Annotated in this window: 16 protein-coding genes and 5 tRNA genes; 11 read left to right on the top strand and 10 right to left on the bottom strand. The window is 46.4% G+C overall.

Annotated features, from left to right (window positions below; translation table 11 throughout):
• Positions 1-10: 10 nt before the first annotated feature.
• Positions 11-1,051 carry an MraY family glycosyltransferase gene (locus A1sIIB76_RS06170; protein WP_095675319.1) on the top strand — a complete coding sequence of 347 codons (1,041 nt, stop codon included), beginning with the start codon at positions 11-13 and terminating at the stop codon, positions 1,049-1,051.
• A 9-nt stretch (positions 1,052-1,060) separates the two neighbouring features.
• Positions 1,061-1,252, top strand: coding sequence for a DUF5302 family protein (locus tag A1sIIB76_RS06165; RefSeq protein WP_095675318.1), 192 nt, complete (start codon positions 1,061-1,063; stop codon positions 1,250-1,252).
• A 16-nt stretch (positions 1,253-1,268) separates the two neighbouring features.
• Here A1sIIB76_RS06165 and A1sIIB76_RS06160 read toward each other — a convergent pair.
• From A1sIIB76_RS06160 to A1sIIB76_RS06140, 5 genes are all read right to left on the bottom strand, one after another.
• Positions 1,269-1,342 (bottom strand) — tRNA-Phe (locus A1sIIB76_RS06160).
• Positions 1,343-1,418: 76 nt separating this feature from the next.
• Positions 1,419-1,492: transfer RNA gene (locus A1sIIB76_RS06155), tRNA-Asp, on the bottom strand.
• Between the two features lie 44 nt (positions 1,493-1,536).
• A tRNA-Glu gene (locus tag A1sIIB76_RS06150) sits at positions 1,537-1,609 on the bottom strand.
• A gap of 76 nt (positions 1,610-1,685) precedes the next feature.
• Positions 1,686-2,390: an SIMPL domain-containing protein gene (locus A1sIIB76_RS06145; protein ID WP_095697246.1), complete on the bottom strand. Its 705-nt coding sequence runs from the start codon at positions 2,388-2,390 to the stop codon at positions 1,686-1,688.
• A gap of 14 nt (positions 2,391-2,404) precedes the next feature.
• Positions 2,405-3,544 (bottom strand): glycosyltransferase, encoded by a 1,140-nt coding sequence (locus A1sIIB76_RS06140; RefSeq protein ID WP_095697245.1) that lies wholly within the window; start codon positions 3,542-3,544, stop codon positions 2,405-2,407.
• A gap of 39 nt (positions 3,545-3,583) precedes the next feature.
• Between A1sIIB76_RS06140 and A1sIIB76_RS06135 the strand changes: the two genes are divergently transcribed.
• Both A1sIIB76_RS06135 and A1sIIB76_RS06130 read left to right on the top strand, forming a co-directional pair.
• Positions 3,584-4,549, top strand: a complete 966-nt coding sequence (locus tag A1sIIB76_RS06135) for an L-threonylcarbamoyladenylate synthase (RefSeq protein ID WP_190286231.1) — start codon at positions 3,584-3,586, stop codon at positions 4,547-4,549.
• A gap of 48 nt (positions 4,550-4,597) precedes the next feature.
• Positions 4,598-4,670 (top strand) — tRNA-Lys (locus tag A1sIIB76_RS06130).
• Between the two features lie 37 nt (positions 4,671-4,707).
• Here the strand turns inward: A1sIIB76_RS06130 and A1sIIB76_RS06125 are convergent.
• Positions 4,708-5,619, bottom strand: a complete 912-nt coding sequence (locus A1sIIB76_RS06125; RefSeq protein WP_095697243.1) for a hypothetical protein — start codon at positions 5,617-5,619, stop codon at positions 4,708-4,710.
• Between the two features lie 205 nt (positions 5,620-5,824).
• Here A1sIIB76_RS06125 and A1sIIB76_RS06120 point away from each other — a divergent pair.
• The 3 genes from A1sIIB76_RS06120 (at position 5,825) to A1sIIB76_RS06110 (ending at position 8,130) form a co-directional block, all read left to right on the top strand.
• Positions 5,825-5,897 (top strand) — tRNA-Lys (locus A1sIIB76_RS06120).
• Positions 5,898-5,953: 56 nt separating this feature from the next.
• Entirely contained in the window at positions 5,954-7,075 is a 1,122-nt protein-coding gene (locus tag A1sIIB76_RS06115; protein WP_125918794.1) for a metallopeptidase domain-containing protein, read from the top strand.
• A gap of 152 nt (positions 7,076-7,227) precedes the next feature.
• Entirely contained in the window at positions 7,228-8,130 is a 903-nt protein-coding gene (locus A1sIIB76_RS06110; protein ID WP_095697241.1) for a DMT family transporter, read from the top strand.
• Here A1sIIB76_RS06110 and nicT read toward each other — a convergent pair.
• The gene (gene nicT / locus A1sIIB76_RS06105) at positions 8,127-9,314 is read right to left on the bottom strand and encodes a Nickel transporter NicT (protein ID WP_095697240.1); all 1,188 of its coding nucleotides are present in this window, start codon (positions 9,312-9,314) and stop codon (positions 8,127-8,129) included. The genes A1sIIB76_RS06110 and nicT overlap by 4 nt on opposite strands.
• 158 nt (positions 9,315-9,472) lie before the next feature.
• Here nicT and A1sIIB76_RS06100 point away from each other — a divergent pair, with 158 nt between their 5' ends.
• On the top strand, positions 9,473-10,426 hold the full coding sequence (locus A1sIIB76_RS06100; RefSeq protein ID WP_095697239.1) for a tetratricopeptide repeat protein: 954 nt from the start codon (positions 9,473-9,475) through the stop codon (positions 10,424-10,426).
• Positions 10,427-10,433: 7 nt separating this feature from the next.
• Here the strand turns inward: A1sIIB76_RS06100 and A1sIIB76_RS06095 are convergent, their stop codons facing one another.
• The gene (locus A1sIIB76_RS06095) at positions 10,434-11,084 is read right to left on the bottom strand and encodes a TrmH family RNA methyltransferase (protein WP_095697238.1); all 651 of its coding nucleotides are present in this window, start codon (positions 11,082-11,084) and stop codon (positions 10,434-10,436) included.
• A 44-nt stretch (positions 11,085-11,128) separates the two neighbouring features.
• On the opposite strand from A1sIIB76_RS06095, the gene A1sIIB76_RS06090 reads away from it, so the two are divergent.
• On the top strand, positions 11,129-11,476 hold the full coding sequence (locus tag A1sIIB76_RS06090) for a hypothetical protein (RefSeq protein ID WP_095697237.1): 348 nt from the start codon (positions 11,129-11,131) through the stop codon (positions 11,474-11,476).
• A gap of 11 nt (positions 11,477-11,487) precedes the next feature.
• Entirely contained in the window at positions 11,488-12,705 is a 1,218-nt protein-coding gene (locus A1sIIB76_RS06085) for a D-alanyl-D-alanine carboxypeptidase (protein ID WP_095697236.1), read from the top strand.
• On the opposite strand, the gene A1sIIB76_RS06080 is transcribed toward A1sIIB76_RS06085, so the two are convergent.
• A complete protein-coding gene (locus tag A1sIIB76_RS06080) occupies positions 12,683-13,765 on the bottom strand; it encodes a YncE family protein (protein ID WP_095697235.1) in 1,083 nt (360 codons plus the stop codon). The two genes, A1sIIB76_RS06085 and A1sIIB76_RS06080, sit on opposite strands and share 23 nt — an antisense overlap.
• 39 nt (positions 13,766-13,804) lie before the next feature.
• On the opposite strand from A1sIIB76_RS06080, the gene A1sIIB76_RS06075 reads away from it, so the two are divergent.
• Entirely contained in the window at positions 13,805-14,674 is an 870-nt protein-coding gene (locus tag A1sIIB76_RS06075; protein ID WP_095697234.1) for a heme o synthase, read from the top strand.
• Here the strand turns inward: A1sIIB76_RS06075 and metZ are convergent.
• Positions 14,656-15,879, bottom strand: coding sequence for an O-succinylhomoserine sulfhydrylase (gene metZ / locus A1sIIB76_RS06070; protein ID WP_095697233.1), 1,224 nt, complete (start codon positions 15,877-15,879; stop codon positions 14,656-14,658). The two genes, A1sIIB76_RS06075 and metZ, sit on opposite strands and share 19 nt — an antisense overlap.

The raw sequence follows: 15,879 nt of genomic DNA, 5'->3' as shown, positions 1-15,879 counted from the left end.
CATTTACTTTATGAGTTATTCAATCGCGCAATTTTTCTTATTAGGTTTTCTCACCTTCGCACTCGTTGGTCTGATTACGCCACCAATCAGATATCTTGCGCTGCGCTTTGATGCCGTTGATGCACCCACACTAGAGCGCAAGGCGCAGAAAGAACCCGTTCCATATTTAGGTGGGGTGGCAATTGCTATTGGAATTATCTCTGCATCCTACGGTGCTCTCATTGCAACCGATTTCTCATTAGCCGCCCTCAAACTTGCTAGCTCGGTATTAGTTCCAGCAATTGCAATTTCAGCGATGGGTTTATGGGATGACTTACGTGGTTTAGCTCCATGGCCACGGCTAGTTGCGCAGACATTTACCGGAATCATCGTTGCCGTCATTCTTACCGTCACCGACACCATGGGTTTTGCCTTCAGTAATCACATCGTCAATTATGCAATCACAGTGCTCTGGATAGTTGGCGTCTGTAACTCCATTAATTTCTTTGATAATCATGATGGTGGGGCCGCCGGCACAGTTGCCGTCATTACCTTCTTCCTCTTCTTTATCGCCTATGACCGCCAGCAGGTGCTGGTGAGCGCCCTTGCGATAGTGACCGCCGGTGCCACAGCTGGATTTCTCATCTGGAATCGCACTCCAGCAAAGATTTATATGGGCGACGCCGGCTCACTCTTTCTAGGCATCATCGTTTCGGTGTTAACAATTCGTTTAAGTCCTGGAGTTATTCCTACCTATAAGTCACTCGCTATTCCGCTATTTCTTATGGCAACGCCCATTCTTGATACAACTGTGGCAGTAACATCGCGTCTTTATCGCGGCATCTCACCTTTCCAAGGAGGCCGTGATCACCTTTCTCATCGCTTGATGCGCGTCGGCCTTAATCGTCGCATCACCGCATTTACCTTGTGGGCCTTTGCTGGCTTTTATGGTTTTGTTGCTCTCGCAATCTATATCTGGCCTGATACGTGGGGCACGCAAGTGATTGTTCTAGGCGCCATCGCATGGGTGGCACAGTTGATTTATTTCTTAAGAATTCCTTCTGAGGGGTAGACTGCGAACATGTCAGATAAAAACGAAGATATGAAAGCAAAGATGCTTGCTGCCCTAGAAGCGAAGAAGAATAAGAAGGGCGCACCTGGTTCCCAGACTCACTCTGAATCAGGGTCAAAGATTCGCGGTGGACAACGCAGTGGTGGGGCACCACAGGTGCAACGTAAAGCAGGACCATCTGGCTCAGGTTCTGCAGGTTAATAAAGAAAAATAGAAGTGGCTCGGGACAGGATCGAACTGTCGACCTCACGATTTTCAGTCGCGCGCTCGTACCAACTGAGCTACCGAGCCATTATTTAGTTTTAGTTATCACGTTGCGGCAGTACTTTAAAAAGAGAAGAGAGCGTGTGGACACTCTCTTCTTTCGCGACCCGGACGGGACTTGAACCCGCGACCTCCGCCGTGACAGGGCGGCGCGCTAACCAACTGCGCTACCGGGCCTTGATAAATCAAAGCCTTTACTTCGTACTGCTTCTTGCCTCTTGTGCCCCCAACGGGATTCGAACCCGTGTTACCGCCGTGAAAGGGCGATGTCCTAGGCCCCTAGACGATGGGGACGTTTGAGGCTCGCAAATCGTACCGGCTTACGGGTGCACGACCAAACTCGATTAAAAAGCCCCTATAAATATGGGATTTAGAGCAGTGACCACTGCACTGTGACAGAGACAGTGACATCTTGTTCGCCAAGATCAACGACTGTCGCATCTGATTCTGCTTTTGCAACTGCCACCACTGGAATGTAAGGAGTTGGCGCAGAGTTTTCTACCAGGTAATTAACTTTCCCAAGTTTTACACCGAGAAGTGATGCATATGATGCTGCTTTTGCACGAGCATTTTTGACTGCAACTGTGCGAGCCGCCGTTGCCGCTTTTGTGTTATCTAGCACAAAAGGAGTAGCGCCATTGAGTTGAAGGCTATCGCCACCTGCTGAAACTATTGCATCAATGACATCGCCGGCAGTAGCTGCCGCTCGCACAGTAATTGTGAATGATTGCGATGCGCGGTATCCCACGAGAACAGTGGTGTTGTTATCGTATTTGTATTCCGGGTATACCGAAACACTTGTACTTGCAATATCTTTCTTATCAATTTTGGCCAAAGTCAGAGCAGCGCGGACCGCAGCAGAAGTCTTCGCTGTTGCCGCCAGAGCTTCTTTGCTAGTCGCAGCAATATTTGTAGAAGTTGCGTTGATGCGCACTGCATCAGGAACAACCTTGACGCTACCTTGCGAGCTGATGGTGATGTAACGAGTAGCGGCTGCGTTGGCAGATGGAGCTACTAAAGCTGCAATGGCTAGTGTTAACACGGCAAGAGTTGAGATACGGCTACGAGTTGTCATGACTCTATTATCCCTTACTTCTTGTGGGGTGCGTTATAGATTCCTGTGTGATCTCGGAGCATTCGCTCTAATGAGAAGTATGTATGTGCTTGCTCTCTGCCTGCGGCGCCCAACTGATTTCGTAACTGCGAATCAGCGGCTAATTCAATGACACGTGCTGCCATGGCGCTAGCGGTGGGGGCGGTAAGAAAGCCTGTCTTTGCATCTTCGACGATATCTGAAATAGAACCGACAGCTGGAGCAACTATAGGTAAACCTGCTTGTGCCCCTTGGATCAGCGTAAGTGGAATTCCTTCATTATCACTTGTCAGAATTGCAATATCACTAGCTGCAAACAGTTGGTCAATATCTTTGCGCCATCCTAAGAAAGTTATTGGTAGTTTCTTTGCAGTAGCTCGCAAACGAGAGCTTTCAAATAACTCTCCTTCACCGGCCACCAAAAAGTGCACGGCCACGTTCTGTTTTGCGATGTCGGTGGCAACATCGAGTAGTCGGTCAGGTCTTTTAATCTGTGTGAGTCGACCTACAAATGTGCAGTAAATAGTTGCCGGGTCTAGTTCTAACTCTTTACGTAGTTCGGCCCTTTCGAACCTCTTTGGCTCCGGTAATCCAGGAAAGAAGACGCTGAATTGCGCTGGCTTACCAATACCGGCAGCTAGCAGGTCATTCTTCACAACCGTGCCAATGGCAATGAGGTGATGGGTGCGCGCAGCAAGTGCTTTCTCAATCGCAATAACTAGTTGGGTTTTCCATCCAGAAAAATAACCGTGTAACAAGTGGCCGTGAAATGTGTGAATTCGGATTGCACCGCGTCCGGCGATAATCGAAGCAAGCCGGCCCAGGACGCCAGCTTTCGCAGTATGGGTGTGAATTACATCAGGCTGAATTTTCTTGATCATTGCAACCAGACCGATAAATGCTCTGAGGTCAGTCACTAGTGATATTGATCTACCAAGGCCGGCAATCCGAGTTGCCTTGATATCTGTGGCTACTTCTTCCAGGTAATCTGCTTCATTGACATCGCAATAACCAGTGACAAGCACTTGCTCGAATTTGGATGCATCAAGGCCTCGCATTAATTCGGCCACGATGACGGCAGGTCCACCCACATTCATGCGGGCGATAATCTGCATCACTTTTATGCGCTCGGCCATGTGGTTATCTTCTCGCAAAAAGGCTGGATAATTGAACTCATGAGCAGCGGGCAATTCGTATCTGAGTGCACAGCAGATGTAATTACGCGCGCTGCCCAGCAACTTAAAGCGGGTTCACTGGTCGCGCTACCGACTGAGACTGTCTATGGGCTGGGCGCCGATGCCACAAATGCTGCTGCAGTTGCCAGAATTTATGAAGCAAAGGGACGTCCGGCTGATCACCCGCTGATTGTGCATGTGAGTGAAATGGCAGATATCTCTGATTGGGCCGATGAAATCCCAGAATATGCAATTTCATTAGGACGTAAATATTGGCCAGGACCCATGACGCTGATTTTTAAGAGAACTGATCTCGTGCAAGATTTTATTACTGGGGGACAAGAGAGCGTTGGGCTACGAGTCCCAGACCATGTTGTGGCACTTGCGCTGCTTGCAGAATTTAAGAAGCTTGGCGGTAAAGGTATTGCCGCACCTAGCGCTAATCGCTTTGGACATGTCTCACCAACATCTGCAGCAGCTGTCAACGCCGAACTTGCAGCCTATCTAGTTGACGGTGATCTCATTCTTGATGGCGGCCCATCGCAGGTCGGCGTTGAATCAACAATCATTGATTGCACGGGTATTGCTCCAAGAATTTTAAGACCTGGTGCAATCACGGCAGAGATGATTGAGCAGGTAACTGGATTACACCTTGAAGAATCCGAGACAGATATTCGAGTAAGTGGATCACTTGAAAATCATTACTCACCGGAAGCCACAGTGGCACTTGATTGCCAGCCACAACCAGGTGATGGATTTATTGCACTTGCAAGTGTTCACACACCGCAAGGAGTTGTTCGCTTGGCATCACCTGCAAACAATGAAGAGTTTGCGCGCGTTCTTTACGCCGCGCTACGAAGTGCAGATGAGCGCTCATTAACCCGTGTTGTTGTGCACCAGCCAGCAGGAGATGACATCTCAGTAGCCATCCGCGACCGATTACTGCGTGCCAGCCGCGGTCGCTAAGGTGATAAAGTTCAGCTTCTAGCGCGCAGTTGGCGCTAGTTGTATGTGGGGCCTATAGCTCAGCCGGTAGAGCAACGGACTTTTAATCCGTGGGTCGACAGTTCGAGCCTGTCTGGGCCCACTTTCAGTCCAATTCCTACTCGTATCTGCTATGAAGTCTAAAACTTTGGAATAAGCGTGTATTCAAATCGAGTTACTCGAGATAGCCATGGATAGAGCGGTATATCAGTCAACAAGGCACCTACCTGTAAATTGATATAGCCAGTCTCTCCAGGTTCTATCTCATTTTCAAAAAATCCAGATAGGTATTCTGTTGCAATACCACCAAATGTATTTCCAAACGTGTCCTTAAAAGTGCCGTAGAGAAAGAAATTACAGCCACGATCATCGCACGTTAAGGCCTGGTCAAAAATGTTATCTATGATAATTCTTGAATTAAGGGTTGCCTGAATCTGAAGAATATCTCGTCGCTTACCCCCATAATTATAGTCCAAAAATTCTTCACTGAATTGTTCGAGGCTTAGTGGAGACTTACCTTTTATAACTTTATATTGTTTCCAAACTGTACTTTTGCAGGTAGTCCTTAGTCTCACATCAGTTGGAAACTTTCCTTCAAAAAAGTCTGCCCCGCCTCCAAACTCTAAAGTTTGCCCTGGGAATAATTTAGGGACAGATATCTTGTCCTTCTTGAAGATTCCAAAATTGTCGTAATATTCTACATAGACGTTTATGTCAGTAGCCATGTATTTAATGCTCGCATTAACTAGCATCGCAGAAAACCATACATCCCTGTAATCAAGCCAAAGATCAGAAATTTCCATGCTCCAAGTCGGCACTACGACATTACATGAGGCAGGCATGTCTAATGGAGAAGTATTGGGTTTTTTAGTTGGCACCCCGTTATCCCAATAAAGTTTCTTGCCGAGCTTAATACATGTGTAAGACTTGCCTTTATATGTTGCTTTTTGACCTGCTGACTTACAAGAGGTTCCAGGCGTGATGGTTGCTGCGTAGGCTGGAGGAACACCCAGAATGAGAAAAGCCGCAAGAATACAACTCAGTCGTTTCATTCAGACATTATATGGAATTAACTCTTGAGACAGTAGAGGATTACTTTTTTGTTTAAATTGGCTTAATTTTACAAATAACCACCTTGGCATCCGCATTACCTACTGGACATCTGTTAATTGGCTACCCTAAACAAGACATAAATTGATCGAACCAAACGGAGTTCGAATACTTAAATAGTCGAACAGATGAGCCAATTAGGCAGTGGGGCCTATAGCTCAGCCGGTAGAGCAACGGACTTTTAATCCGTGGGTCGACAGTTCGAGCCTGTCTGGGCCCACTTTGGTATTCGATTGGCCCTATTGGATTGAAATAGAGGCAGAGTAAAGTACGCAAATGCACCGTATGAAAAGAATCCTGGTTGGAATCACTACGGTCGCCCTCACAGTTTCTTTTATGCCTTCTGCACCAGCAGCCACACAGCAAAACAAATGGACTACGACACAGAAGATTGTTTACGTTGGATTAACTCCAAAAGACCAGCCAAATTTCTGGACCGAGAATTCATCAGAATCAGCGACGGCAGAGAGCGAAGGAGAGATGCTGAGTTACGCCAAGAGCACTGTTACTGATGCGATTACCTTTTGGAAGCAAGCCTCCCGCGACAAAATGAAGTTTGGGTCCACCAAATTCATTATCGGCAAATCCGGAACAGCTGTGAAGCATTGCAACAGCTCTGCGGATATAAAGACAGCAATGAAAATCGCAGGGCTGAAGTCAATTCCAACAGGAACCCACTTGATTACTGTAAATGTAAACGACTCGTGTGGATATGCAGGACTTGGCGAACAAGGCGGAAATGCGTTAAACCTTAAATCTTTTGGTTCAACAACATTGATTCACGAGCTTGGCCATAACTTTAATTTTTACCATTCTTCTACCCTTTACTGTGAGAAGTCTGATTACACAAAATTTAATGCAAAGAATTGTTCGGTTGAAGAGTATGGAGATTTTAGAGATCTGATGGGCAGTGATGATTGGTGTCTTGATGCCACATTAAGCGCTACGCAACGCGCAATTACTTTTTCCACCCCGAAGGCAAAAAATGTGACAATTGGCGTTGATATAACTGTTGATGAATCAAGACTTACTACAGACAAGATTGTCTATCAATTCAAGTACATAGGTAACTGGTATTTCTTCGAGTACTACGTGCCAGGTGAAGAGCGTTGCATTGCCTTCCCTACCTTTCTCGATAAACCGCAGATTCAAGTAAGAATGATTGGGCCTGCTTGGACAAAACCCAAAGGGAGTGCCGTTGGTCCCATGCTGATAAAAAGACGCGATTCTGATCTGCCAACTAGTGTTGTAAATCTGGATCCCGAAGTCCTTCCTGAGAAATGGATCCTTACAGGTTTTCTCGAAGGCGAGACGTTTCAATTACCGGGCGCACCATATGTACTTACTGTCAAAAGCACGGGTGCAACAAGTGCAGTCGTAACTCTGACAAAGAGCTAGTGGTTCTACCTGGTACTTCCAGGTGCGAGTCACAATTAACGGTGGGACGTACGGCACTTAAAGACACGCTTAGGAACTTACTAGGTCAGACTTTTAATCCGTGGGTCGACAGTTCGAGCCTGTCTGGGCCCACCCTTAAGTAAAGTCACACCATGAACACCCCCGTGCAGCGTCAGAGATCTTGGATCCCTGCATACATCACACTAGGAATTGTCTGGGGCTGTTCCTTTATCTTCATCAAGTTAGGTCTTGAATTCCTGACACCCTTTGGCGTCGCCTTCGTGCGCTGCGCACTAGGCGCACTTGCACTTCTCATCTACGCAAAATTAAGAGGAATATCCCTACCTAAAGATCGCATGGTGCGATTTCATCTGTGGGTTGTTGCAATCTTTATTAACGTCATTCCTGGAATCTTCTTTGCACTTGCTGAAACTGCAGTGACCTCAATTTTGGCAGGCATTATCAATGCCGTGACACCATTGATGACAATCATTGCAATTTTGGTTATCAACCGAGAGGAAAAACCGAAGCCATCACAACTGCTGGGTCTATTACTTGGCTTTCTTGGAGTCCTTACCGTTCTGGGTGCATGGAGAGGCCTCGGCGATAATCCACTCTGGGCAATACTTGCTTTACTCCTTGCCGTCAGTTGCTATGGAATTTCATTTCCTTACACCCGCAAATATGTGATTCCACTTAAGATTCAAACTGAGTCCCTCATGGCTATGCAGCTCACGTTGGCTGCCTTCACACTCTTACCTTTCTTTCTTTTAGATGGAATTTCTAAGTACGAATATCGAATTGGACCAGTACTGGCAATGATTGGTCTGGGTGTCTTTGGCAGTGGCTTTGCCTACTTATGGAACTACAAAGTTATGCAGCTAGCTGGTAGCGCGATCGCAAGCTCAGTTACTTACCTGACTCCACTAGTTGCAATTATCGTTGGAATCATCTTTCTCAACGAATCAATTACCTGGAATGAGCCAGTGGGCGCGCTCATTGTTCTATTTGGTGCAGCAATTGCGCAGGAGAGAATCACCTTAAAGCAGAGTTAGTCGATCTTCCATCCATCATTAATTGGACCGAGATCAATTCCCGCTGCAGCGTGATCAGTATTTTCTCCACGAGCCATTTGGGCAGCATGTGCTGAGTCATGCCAACGCTCTTCAATCTTGCCAAAACGCCACAGAAGAAGGGCCACACCCCACACAACTACAAAGGCAGCGACGATGTAATAACCGGCTGAATTTAAGTTAAAGGCAAGTGCATATTCCCAGAATCCACCTGTGAGGTTTAACTGCTCGGCAATTACTTGGCAGATTTCAAGGCCACCTACGAAGAGTGCAACTGCTACTGAGAGCCCAGTAATAATGATGTTGTAATACACCTTACGTACTGGTTTCGAGAAAGCCCAACCGTAAGCAAAATTCATGAATGAGCCATCGATAGTGTCGAGCAAACTCATGCCACCGGCAAAGAAGAGTGGAAGTGAGATAACTGCCCACCATGGCAGACCGGCAATCACAGAAGAACCTGCAAGGACTAGTAGACCAATTTCAGTTGCGGTATCAAAACCAAGTCCGAAGAGAATTCCAAGTGGATACATCTTCCAGCTCTTATCAATGCGGCGTGCAATCGGACCGAAGAAGCGCATGAGCAGACCACGAGAGTTCAGGTGCTTTTCAAGCTCTTCTTCGTTATATAACCCTTTGCGCATCTTGAAAAAGACGCCAACAATCGAGACCAGGACAATTAAATTCAAGATTGCAATGAGCATTAAGAATGTGCCTGAGACGGTAAGGCCAATAATGCCGGTGTAGTGGTTAAGGGCAGAGTCTTCATCTTTCAATTGGCTACCAACGGCCTTAATTCCGAAGGTGAGTAATATTGCAAGTGCTGCAACTACCGAGGAATGTCCGAGGGAGAAGAAGAATCCAGTTGCTAATGGCCGTTGTCCTTCTGACATTAACTTTCGTGTTGTGTTATCGATTGCGCTGATGTGATCGGCATCGAATGCATGTCGCATGCCAAGGGTGTAGGCGAGAACGGCAGTTCCCCAACCGAATAAGGTGCCATCGGCTAACTTATAGTTGCCCGTTGTGGCCTTCCACATGAGAAAGGCGCCTGCAACGTGCAGGAATGCGATGAAGCCGAACATGAGCCCCATCCGGCGCCACTCATCGGGTGTGAGGCGATCACGCAGGGGGACGCGAGGAAGCTCGCGTACTACTTCATTCATGGGTGAGGCCTCTCCAGCTAGATGCAAATCATTCGCAAGAAGCGTAGGTTAATCGAGAATTTACCCTCGTGCCACTCGAAATAACCACGAGCCAGCCAGCGTTAGGTCTAAAGTGCAGGAATCTGCCAAGCACGGCGCAAGCCAACGGGAGGTCACATATGAGCGAAGACTACGGCCAGGAAGAGCTCGTCACTGAAGAAATGCTCTGGGATCGAATCCCTGAGGTCCAAGGTGAAGAACGTGCCAACACTTTCTACGAACTCTCCGCCCGCATCTTTGCTCGTGGCCAATACGACGAAGCGTTAGCGCTCGCCGAAACCGCGCGAGATATTTTTTCGGAGTTGGGCGCATTGGCGCCGAGTGAAGGTTTAGCTCAGGCGTATTCAGCCATTGGTTATAACCTCAATCAATTAAAACGTATGGATGAAGCAGCAACTGCAATGAGTAAGGCTGTTGCAATTTTGCGCGATAACAAATCACCGATTGCACTTGAGCTTGCCTGCACCCTGGGTGAGTGGTGGTATTCATCCAAGAATTACGAAAAAGTAATTGAGACCATGTATGAATGTTCGCAAGAACATCTAGTCGACGGAAACACCATTGGGGCGGCAAATGATATGCACCTCATTGGATGCGCTCAGCGCGAACTAAAGAACTTCAATGAGGCGATCATCTGTTTCCAGGAAGCGCGCAAGATGTTTAAGATGGAAAAGGAAGTAATCAACGTTGCTCGTTGTGATCAGAAAATTGCATCCTGCTATGTTGAAATTGGCGAAGGCGAAAAGGCCCTCCAAGCCGCTCGCAAATCAATTGATGTATTTGAAACTGCCCATGATCATCGCCGCGAAACATTTGCCCTCTTTGAATACGGCAAGGCCGAAATTCTGCTTGGAAAGCTAGAAGATGGGCTTTCTACACTTGATAACGTGCTTCAAATCATTGCTGAAGATGAGCCAAAAGACTTTGACTTTATTCTAGATATTGAAACCCGGATGGTGGCTGTCATGCGCCAACTTGGGAGAATGGAAGAAGCCGATGAAGTTGATCGTCGTCTTGCCACAGTAAGAGAGGCGCTAGAAAGTGAAGAAGCTTCTAGAGAAGTCGGCTTCTAAAACAACACTAAAACTTACGCGGTAAGTGCTGCAGGGCCCAGTGATACATCGCAATAGCCCCAGCGGCTGAGGCGTTCATTGACCTGGTAGATCCATATTGTTCAATGGCGTAGAGGACTTCACAGACTGCAATGCCCTCATCTGACATTCCAGCGCCTTCTTGCCCAAAGAGCAGGACGCACTTCTCAGGAAGTGCCGAACCCTCTAGATGTTTTGAAGAAGGAACGTTATCGATTCCAATGATGGGAACTTCATTCTCCTTACACCATGTTGCAAAGTCAGCAACAGTGGGGTGATGCATGACTGTCAGGTATCGGTCAGTAACCATTGCCCCGCGTTTATTCCAATCGCGTTTGCCGATGATGTGGACCAATGACACATTAAAAGCATTAGCGGTGCGCACAACAGATCCAATGTTTAGGTCATGTTGCCAGTTCTCGATCGCAATTTGTAGCTTATGACGTTTACTGTCTAGGTCAGCAACAATGGCTGCAACCGACCAATACCTGTAATGATCGAGGACATTCCTGCGGTCGCCGTTTTCCAACAATTCTGGGTCGTATTGAGCACCCGTTGGCCATGGCTTCTCATGTGGGCCAACGCCAACAACTGGGAAAAATTCACCCGGTCCGATGACGGCAGGTGTGTTGATTTCCATGGATGCACTCTAAACTTACTTTACGGCTAATACCAAGGAGCATCATGAATATCGTCTACCAGATTGCATTTGGCATACATCTACTCTGCATCGTTGCCATATTGGTGCTGCTACTGCTGCAAGTGAATAAGAGCCCTCGTACTCTCAACCCTGGTGTAGTCCACGCAACACTGACTGCACTTATTGCTGGAGTTGTCATGGTGGGGCTATATGAAACGGTAAAAGTTGATGAGGTTGCCAATCACACAAAGTTTGGTGTTAAAGGATTGATCATTGCGGTGTTGTTGACCTTGGGCTACAAGAATTTCAAGAAACCCGAACTAAAGACTTCAGTCTGGGTGGCCATGCTGGTGCTCACGCTTTCTAATGTGCTCATTGCATATATCTGGTAACCAATTTAGTAATGAAGCGTAAAGTTAGCCTATTCTGCAGCGCCCTGCTCCTGCTTACCTTTCTTAGCCCTGCTTCTGCAACAGCGCTGGAGCCAAATTCTGTTGCATCTGTATTTAGTAGATATATTGAAAATAAGTACCTGGCAAACCCTTCGGTGGTTGTGATTGATCAGCATGACGGATCTGTGGTTTACCAAAAAGGGGCGTATTCGTTACGAAAGCCAGCATCAATTCAGAAGATTTTCATGGGTGTAGCAGCGGTCATGCATCTGCCCATGGATCAGGTCTTTCCCACTTCGCTCTGGGTTGGTACAGAACCAAATAGTTTGGTGATTCAAGGGAGTTATGACCCATGGATTAGTACTAGTGCCAAGCTTGCCGAAAAGATGGGCCGAACATCTTTACCGCGGATTGAATTCAACTCACTCAAAGCACTTAAGGACCTAAACCCAGATTTAAATTCGAACTTCACCCTTTTCTATTCAAGTCTTTTTACTCCCGAAACTGAACATATTAAGAAGTTTTTTCGAACCAAGGGCTTAAATGTAAAAATGAAGAGAGTGAGCAACCAGACTGCTCTTGATTTTTCAGGCACACGAATTCTTGGCTCAGAGTCTCCCGTACTTGAGGAAATGCTTGCTTATGCAATTGCATGGAGTGATAACACGCTCTCGGAGCGGATAGCCCGACTTGCCTCTGTAGCCGCAGGCAATACCTTTGATCAAGCTGGCGTTGCAGATACTTTCTCAAATGCATTGGCAGAACTTGGAATCGAATCTTCAAAGATGATTATCAAAGATGCCAGCGGGTTATCTAAAGAAAATCGCGTCACCGCAAATCTGGTCGGTCAATTACTTGTGAAAATTAGAACAGATGAACGATTCGTGCCACTAATAAACGGTTTTCCGATAAGTGGTATTTCTGGCACCCTACGAAACCGATTTACTGAAACTGCCCCAGATGCAGTCGGTTTAGTTAAAGCAAAGACTGGAACGCTGAGCAATACAACTAATTTAGCGGGGTATGTTGAATCTGGAGACCGCGAATATGCCTTTGTCATCATTTCCGATAGACATTTAAAGACTTATTCTGTTGCAAGTCGCATACGCGATCTGATTGACCGCATTCTAGGAAAGATTGCAGCTCCATTTTTCCAAAGCGTGCAAGAAGAACCAGAGGTAGCACTAGAACCAGAAACCGAAATTACTAGTTCTGAAATACCTTTATAGAGCCTTCATAACAAGCAACCCAGGCTTGTTCAGTTTCATTATCGTAGGTAACACCGATTGGTTCCTTGCATACCTTAATGTTTTGGATAATCGAAAGATCGGCAGCCCGCAACTTCGTCATGGTTCCGCTTCTGAAATTAACTACGAAGAGCGCCGTTCCATCACCATTAAGTGCCAGGCTGCGTGCAGAAAGTCCAGTCTTTACACTCTTGATGACCTTGTTCTGCTCTAAATTCCAAGCTATAACTTTCCCTGAGATATTAAGGGTGGCGTAGAGAGTTTTGTCATCTGGCGATAATTGAATGGTACGCGGGTTAGAACCGATTGGAATCAATGACTTAGTAAAGTCAGTTAGATCAATTCGATGAATACTATTCCCGCCCATCTCAGCGACATAGGCATATCTACTATCTGATGAGATTGCTATACCTCGAGGATATCGACCAATTTTCATGGTCTTGATTACTTTTTGTTTTTCAACCGAGATTACCGAAACTGTATATGAACACCAGTTGCTGACCAGAACATATTTGTTATCAGGTGTAACACTTACCACTTTGGGAACTGAACCCACTGGATACACAGCATCGATCTCATAGTTCTCTAGATTGATTCGAGAAACAAAACTGTTATCAAATCCAGATGAGGGTGAGCAGACATCGTGACCCTCCTTATTCAATCCTTTTCCATACATCGCATAGTTAGTGAAGTAGAGATACTGTGAATCTGGTGAGTATGCCCCTTCGACGGGAGCGCCTCGATAAGTGCCGGAAAATCCTGGAATCCCAAGGGATGAAAGTGAGACCGAATCTTTGACTGTCGTAATCAATTCAAGAGAACGTGAATCAAAGATTGTGACGCTATGTTGATACATCATGTTATGCGCACTCACCAAGCCGCTCTGAGATGCTGCTACCGACTTAGGGCTCAAGGATCCAGTGAAAGTCTTAACCAACTGCATCTTAGATTCAGCTGGCTCACTAGCTTGTACTGGGCTGGCAAAAACCAGGGGCGTTAAAGCGGCAATGCAGAGGGCAACTGTGACTTTGGTCTTACGCATGCTGGCAAGAGTACTAGTGCAAAAAGGTAGGCTATACATATGAAGTCGGTGCGCGCATATGTAGACCTGATGAAATTACGCGTGGTTGAACTCTTGATTATTACAACTCTGCCAGCGATGGTTTTGGCAGAGAAAGGGTTACCAAGTTTTGGCTTAGTTGCGGCAACGCTGATTGGTGGCACGTTAGCTGCAGGTGCATCTAACGCCTTTAACATGGTGCTTGAAGCTGAAACCGATAAGTTAATGGCTCGAACTTCACAGCGTCCTTTGGTAACAGGATCCGTCACTCGAACCCAAGCAATCATCTTCGCCTCCATATTGACAGTTCTATCTCTCCTCATTTTTGAAATCTTTACCACCGAGCTGGCAACTCTTCTCGCAGCGCTAGCAATTTTCTACTATGTGGTCATTTACACAATCATTCTTAAGCCCAACACTTCACAGAATATTGTCTGGGGTGGTGCAGCAGGCTGCATGCCAGTTCTGATTGGTTGGGCTGCTGTCACAGGATCACTGACTCTCGTTCCGGTTGCATTCTTTCTAGTTGTTTTCTTTTGGACGCCACCACATTTCTGGGCTCTTGCAATTAAATATAAAGATGATTATTCGGCGGCTGGAATTCCAATGTTGCCTTCGGTTTCAACACAATCTAACGTCATTAACCAGATGTGGTTTCACACAATTGCCATGGTCGTGTCTTCTGCAGCCATGATTCAATTGGCGGGACTGCCGGTATGGGTTCTCTGTGCCACAGTATTTCTTGGAGCAGTATTTACATTCCAACTTTTTGCACTCAAAGAGAATTCAGATAACTACAACAAGGTGGCTGCTGGAATTTTCCATTGGTCGATCACCTACTTGAGTTTATTCTCAGTATTACTGGTTGTAGCTCAGTTACTCAGTGCTTGATCTAGATCTTTAATTAAATCGCCAACGTGTTCTAAACCGACGGAAAGTCTGAGTACCGAAGGAGTAATACCCATCTTGAGCTGATCTTCAGGGCTCAGGCGTCGCTGGGTAGTAGAAGCAGGATGAGTAATGAGTGATTTGCTATCTCCAAGATTATTTGAAATATCAATGACGCAGAGTGCATCCATAAAGGTAAAGGCTTCCCGTTGTGAGCCGACAAATTCAATACCTATAGTGGTTCCACCAGCAATCATCTGCTTCTTAGCTAATTCAAAATCCGGATGCGAAGGCAAGCCGGGATAGCGAACACTCTTAATCTTCGGATGCCCTTCAAGAAATTCCGCAATAGCCTGCGCACTTTCTGACATACGAGAAACTCGAAGTCCCATAGTTTCAAGAGATTTAACAAGAACCCACGCGCTAAATGCACTCAGCGTTGGACCCGTATGTCGAACAAAAGGAATCAATTTTTCATAGATATACGAGAACGATCCAAGAATTGCACCGGCAAGGACGCGACCTTGACCATCAATGTGTTTTGTTGCTGAATACATCACCACATCTGCGCCCAGTTCGAGCGGTTTTTGTAATACCGGCGATGCCATCACGTTATCAACAATCACCGTTGCACCAACTTTGTGGGCTAAATCGGAGACAAATCTGATATCAACAATTTCAAGAAGTGGATTACTTGGTGTTTCAATAAATACTGCCTTTACTTTCTTAGACAGTGCTTTCTCCCAGCCAGCTTTATCATTCGCTTTAACTAACTCGTAAGTCACGCCCCACTTAGGCAAGATTTCGGTAATAACAACATGGCATGAGCTAAACATCGCAGCTGAAGCAACAATGTGGTCACCAGCTTCAAGAATGCAAGCCAAGGATGCAAACATTGCAGCCATTCCAGATGCGGTTGCTACGCAGTGTTCTGCTCCTTCTATGGCTGCCAATCGCTTTTCAAACATTGCAACAGTTGGATTATGAAAGCGGCTATAGAGAAAATGATCAGTTTGGTCGGTAAAAGCATCGGCTGCTTCTTGTGAATCGGTGTAGGTAAATCCACTGTTGAGATAGAGCGCCTCAGATGTCTCACCGAATCCAGAACGAGCGAGTCCTTCGCGAACTGCTGAAGTTTGAGGATGAACTACCCACTCGGGCTCGCGACGTTTTGGGTGTTCGTGATAACCCCAGACCTCTTTACTCAT

The sequence above is a fragment of the Candidatus Planktophila versatilis genome, assembly GCF_002288265.1.
GTDB classification, from domain to species: domain Bacteria; phylum Actinomycetota; class Actinomycetes; order Nanopelagicales; family Nanopelagicaceae; genus Planktophila; species Planktophila versatilis.
This window is presented reverse-complemented; position numbering and strand designations above follow the sequence as displayed.

Coding starts and splice junctions, on each gene's coding strand:
- A1sIIB76_RS06170 (WP_095675319.1), top strand. CDS start 11: ATGAGTTATTCAATCGCGCAATTTTTCTTATTAGGTTTTCTCACCTTC.
- A1sIIB76_RS06165 (WP_095675318.1), top strand. CDS start 1,061: ATGTCAGATAAAAACGAAGATATGAAAGCAAAGATGCTTGCTGCCCTA.
- A1sIIB76_RS06145 (WP_095697246.1), bottom strand. CDS start 2,390: ATGACAACTCGTAGCCGTATCTCAACTCTTGCCGTGTTAACACTAGCC.
- A1sIIB76_RS06140 (WP_095697245.1), bottom strand. CDS start 3,544: ATGGCCGAGCGCATAAAAGTGATGCAGATTATCGCCCGCATGAATGTG.
- A1sIIB76_RS06135 (WP_190286231.1), top strand. CDS start 3,584: ATGAGCAGCGGGCAATTCGTATCTGAGTGCACAGCAGATGTAATTACG.
- A1sIIB76_RS06125 (WP_095697243.1), bottom strand. CDS start 5,619: ATGAAACGACTGAGTTGTATTCTTGCGGCTTTTCTCATTCTGGGTGTT.
- A1sIIB76_RS06115 (WP_125918794.1), top strand. CDS start 5,954: ATGCACCGTATGAAAAGAATCCTGGTTGGAATCACTACGGTCGCCCTC.
- A1sIIB76_RS06110 (WP_095697241.1), top strand. CDS start 7,228: ATGAACACCCCCGTGCAGCGTCAGAGATCTTGGATCCCTGCATACATC.
- nicT (WP_095697240.1), bottom strand. CDS start 9,314: ATGAATGAAGTAGTACGCGAGCTTCCTCGCGTCCCCCTGCGTGATCGC.
- A1sIIB76_RS06100 (WP_095697239.1), top strand. CDS start 9,473: ATGAGCGAAGACTACGGCCAGGAAGAGCTCGTCACTGAAGAAATGCTC.
- A1sIIB76_RS06095 (WP_095697238.1), bottom strand. CDS start 11,084: ATGGAAATCAACACACCTGCCGTCATCGGACCGGGTGAATTTTTCCCA.
- A1sIIB76_RS06090 (WP_095697237.1), top strand. CDS start 11,129: ATGAATATCGTCTACCAGATTGCATTTGGCATACATCTACTCTGCATC.
- A1sIIB76_RS06085 (WP_095697236.1), top strand. CDS start 11,488: ATGAAGCGTAAAGTTAGCCTATTCTGCAGCGCCCTGCTCCTGCTTACC.
- A1sIIB76_RS06080 (WP_095697235.1), bottom strand. CDS start 13,765: ATGCGTAAGACCAAAGTCACAGTTGCCCTCTGCATTGCCGCTTTAACG.
- A1sIIB76_RS06075 (WP_095697234.1), top strand. CDS start 13,805: ATGAAGTCGGTGCGCGCATATGTAGACCTGATGAAATTACGCGTGGTT.
- metZ (WP_095697233.1), bottom strand. CDS start 15,879: ATGAGTAAAGAGGTCTGGGGTTATCACGAACACCCAAAACGTCGCGAG.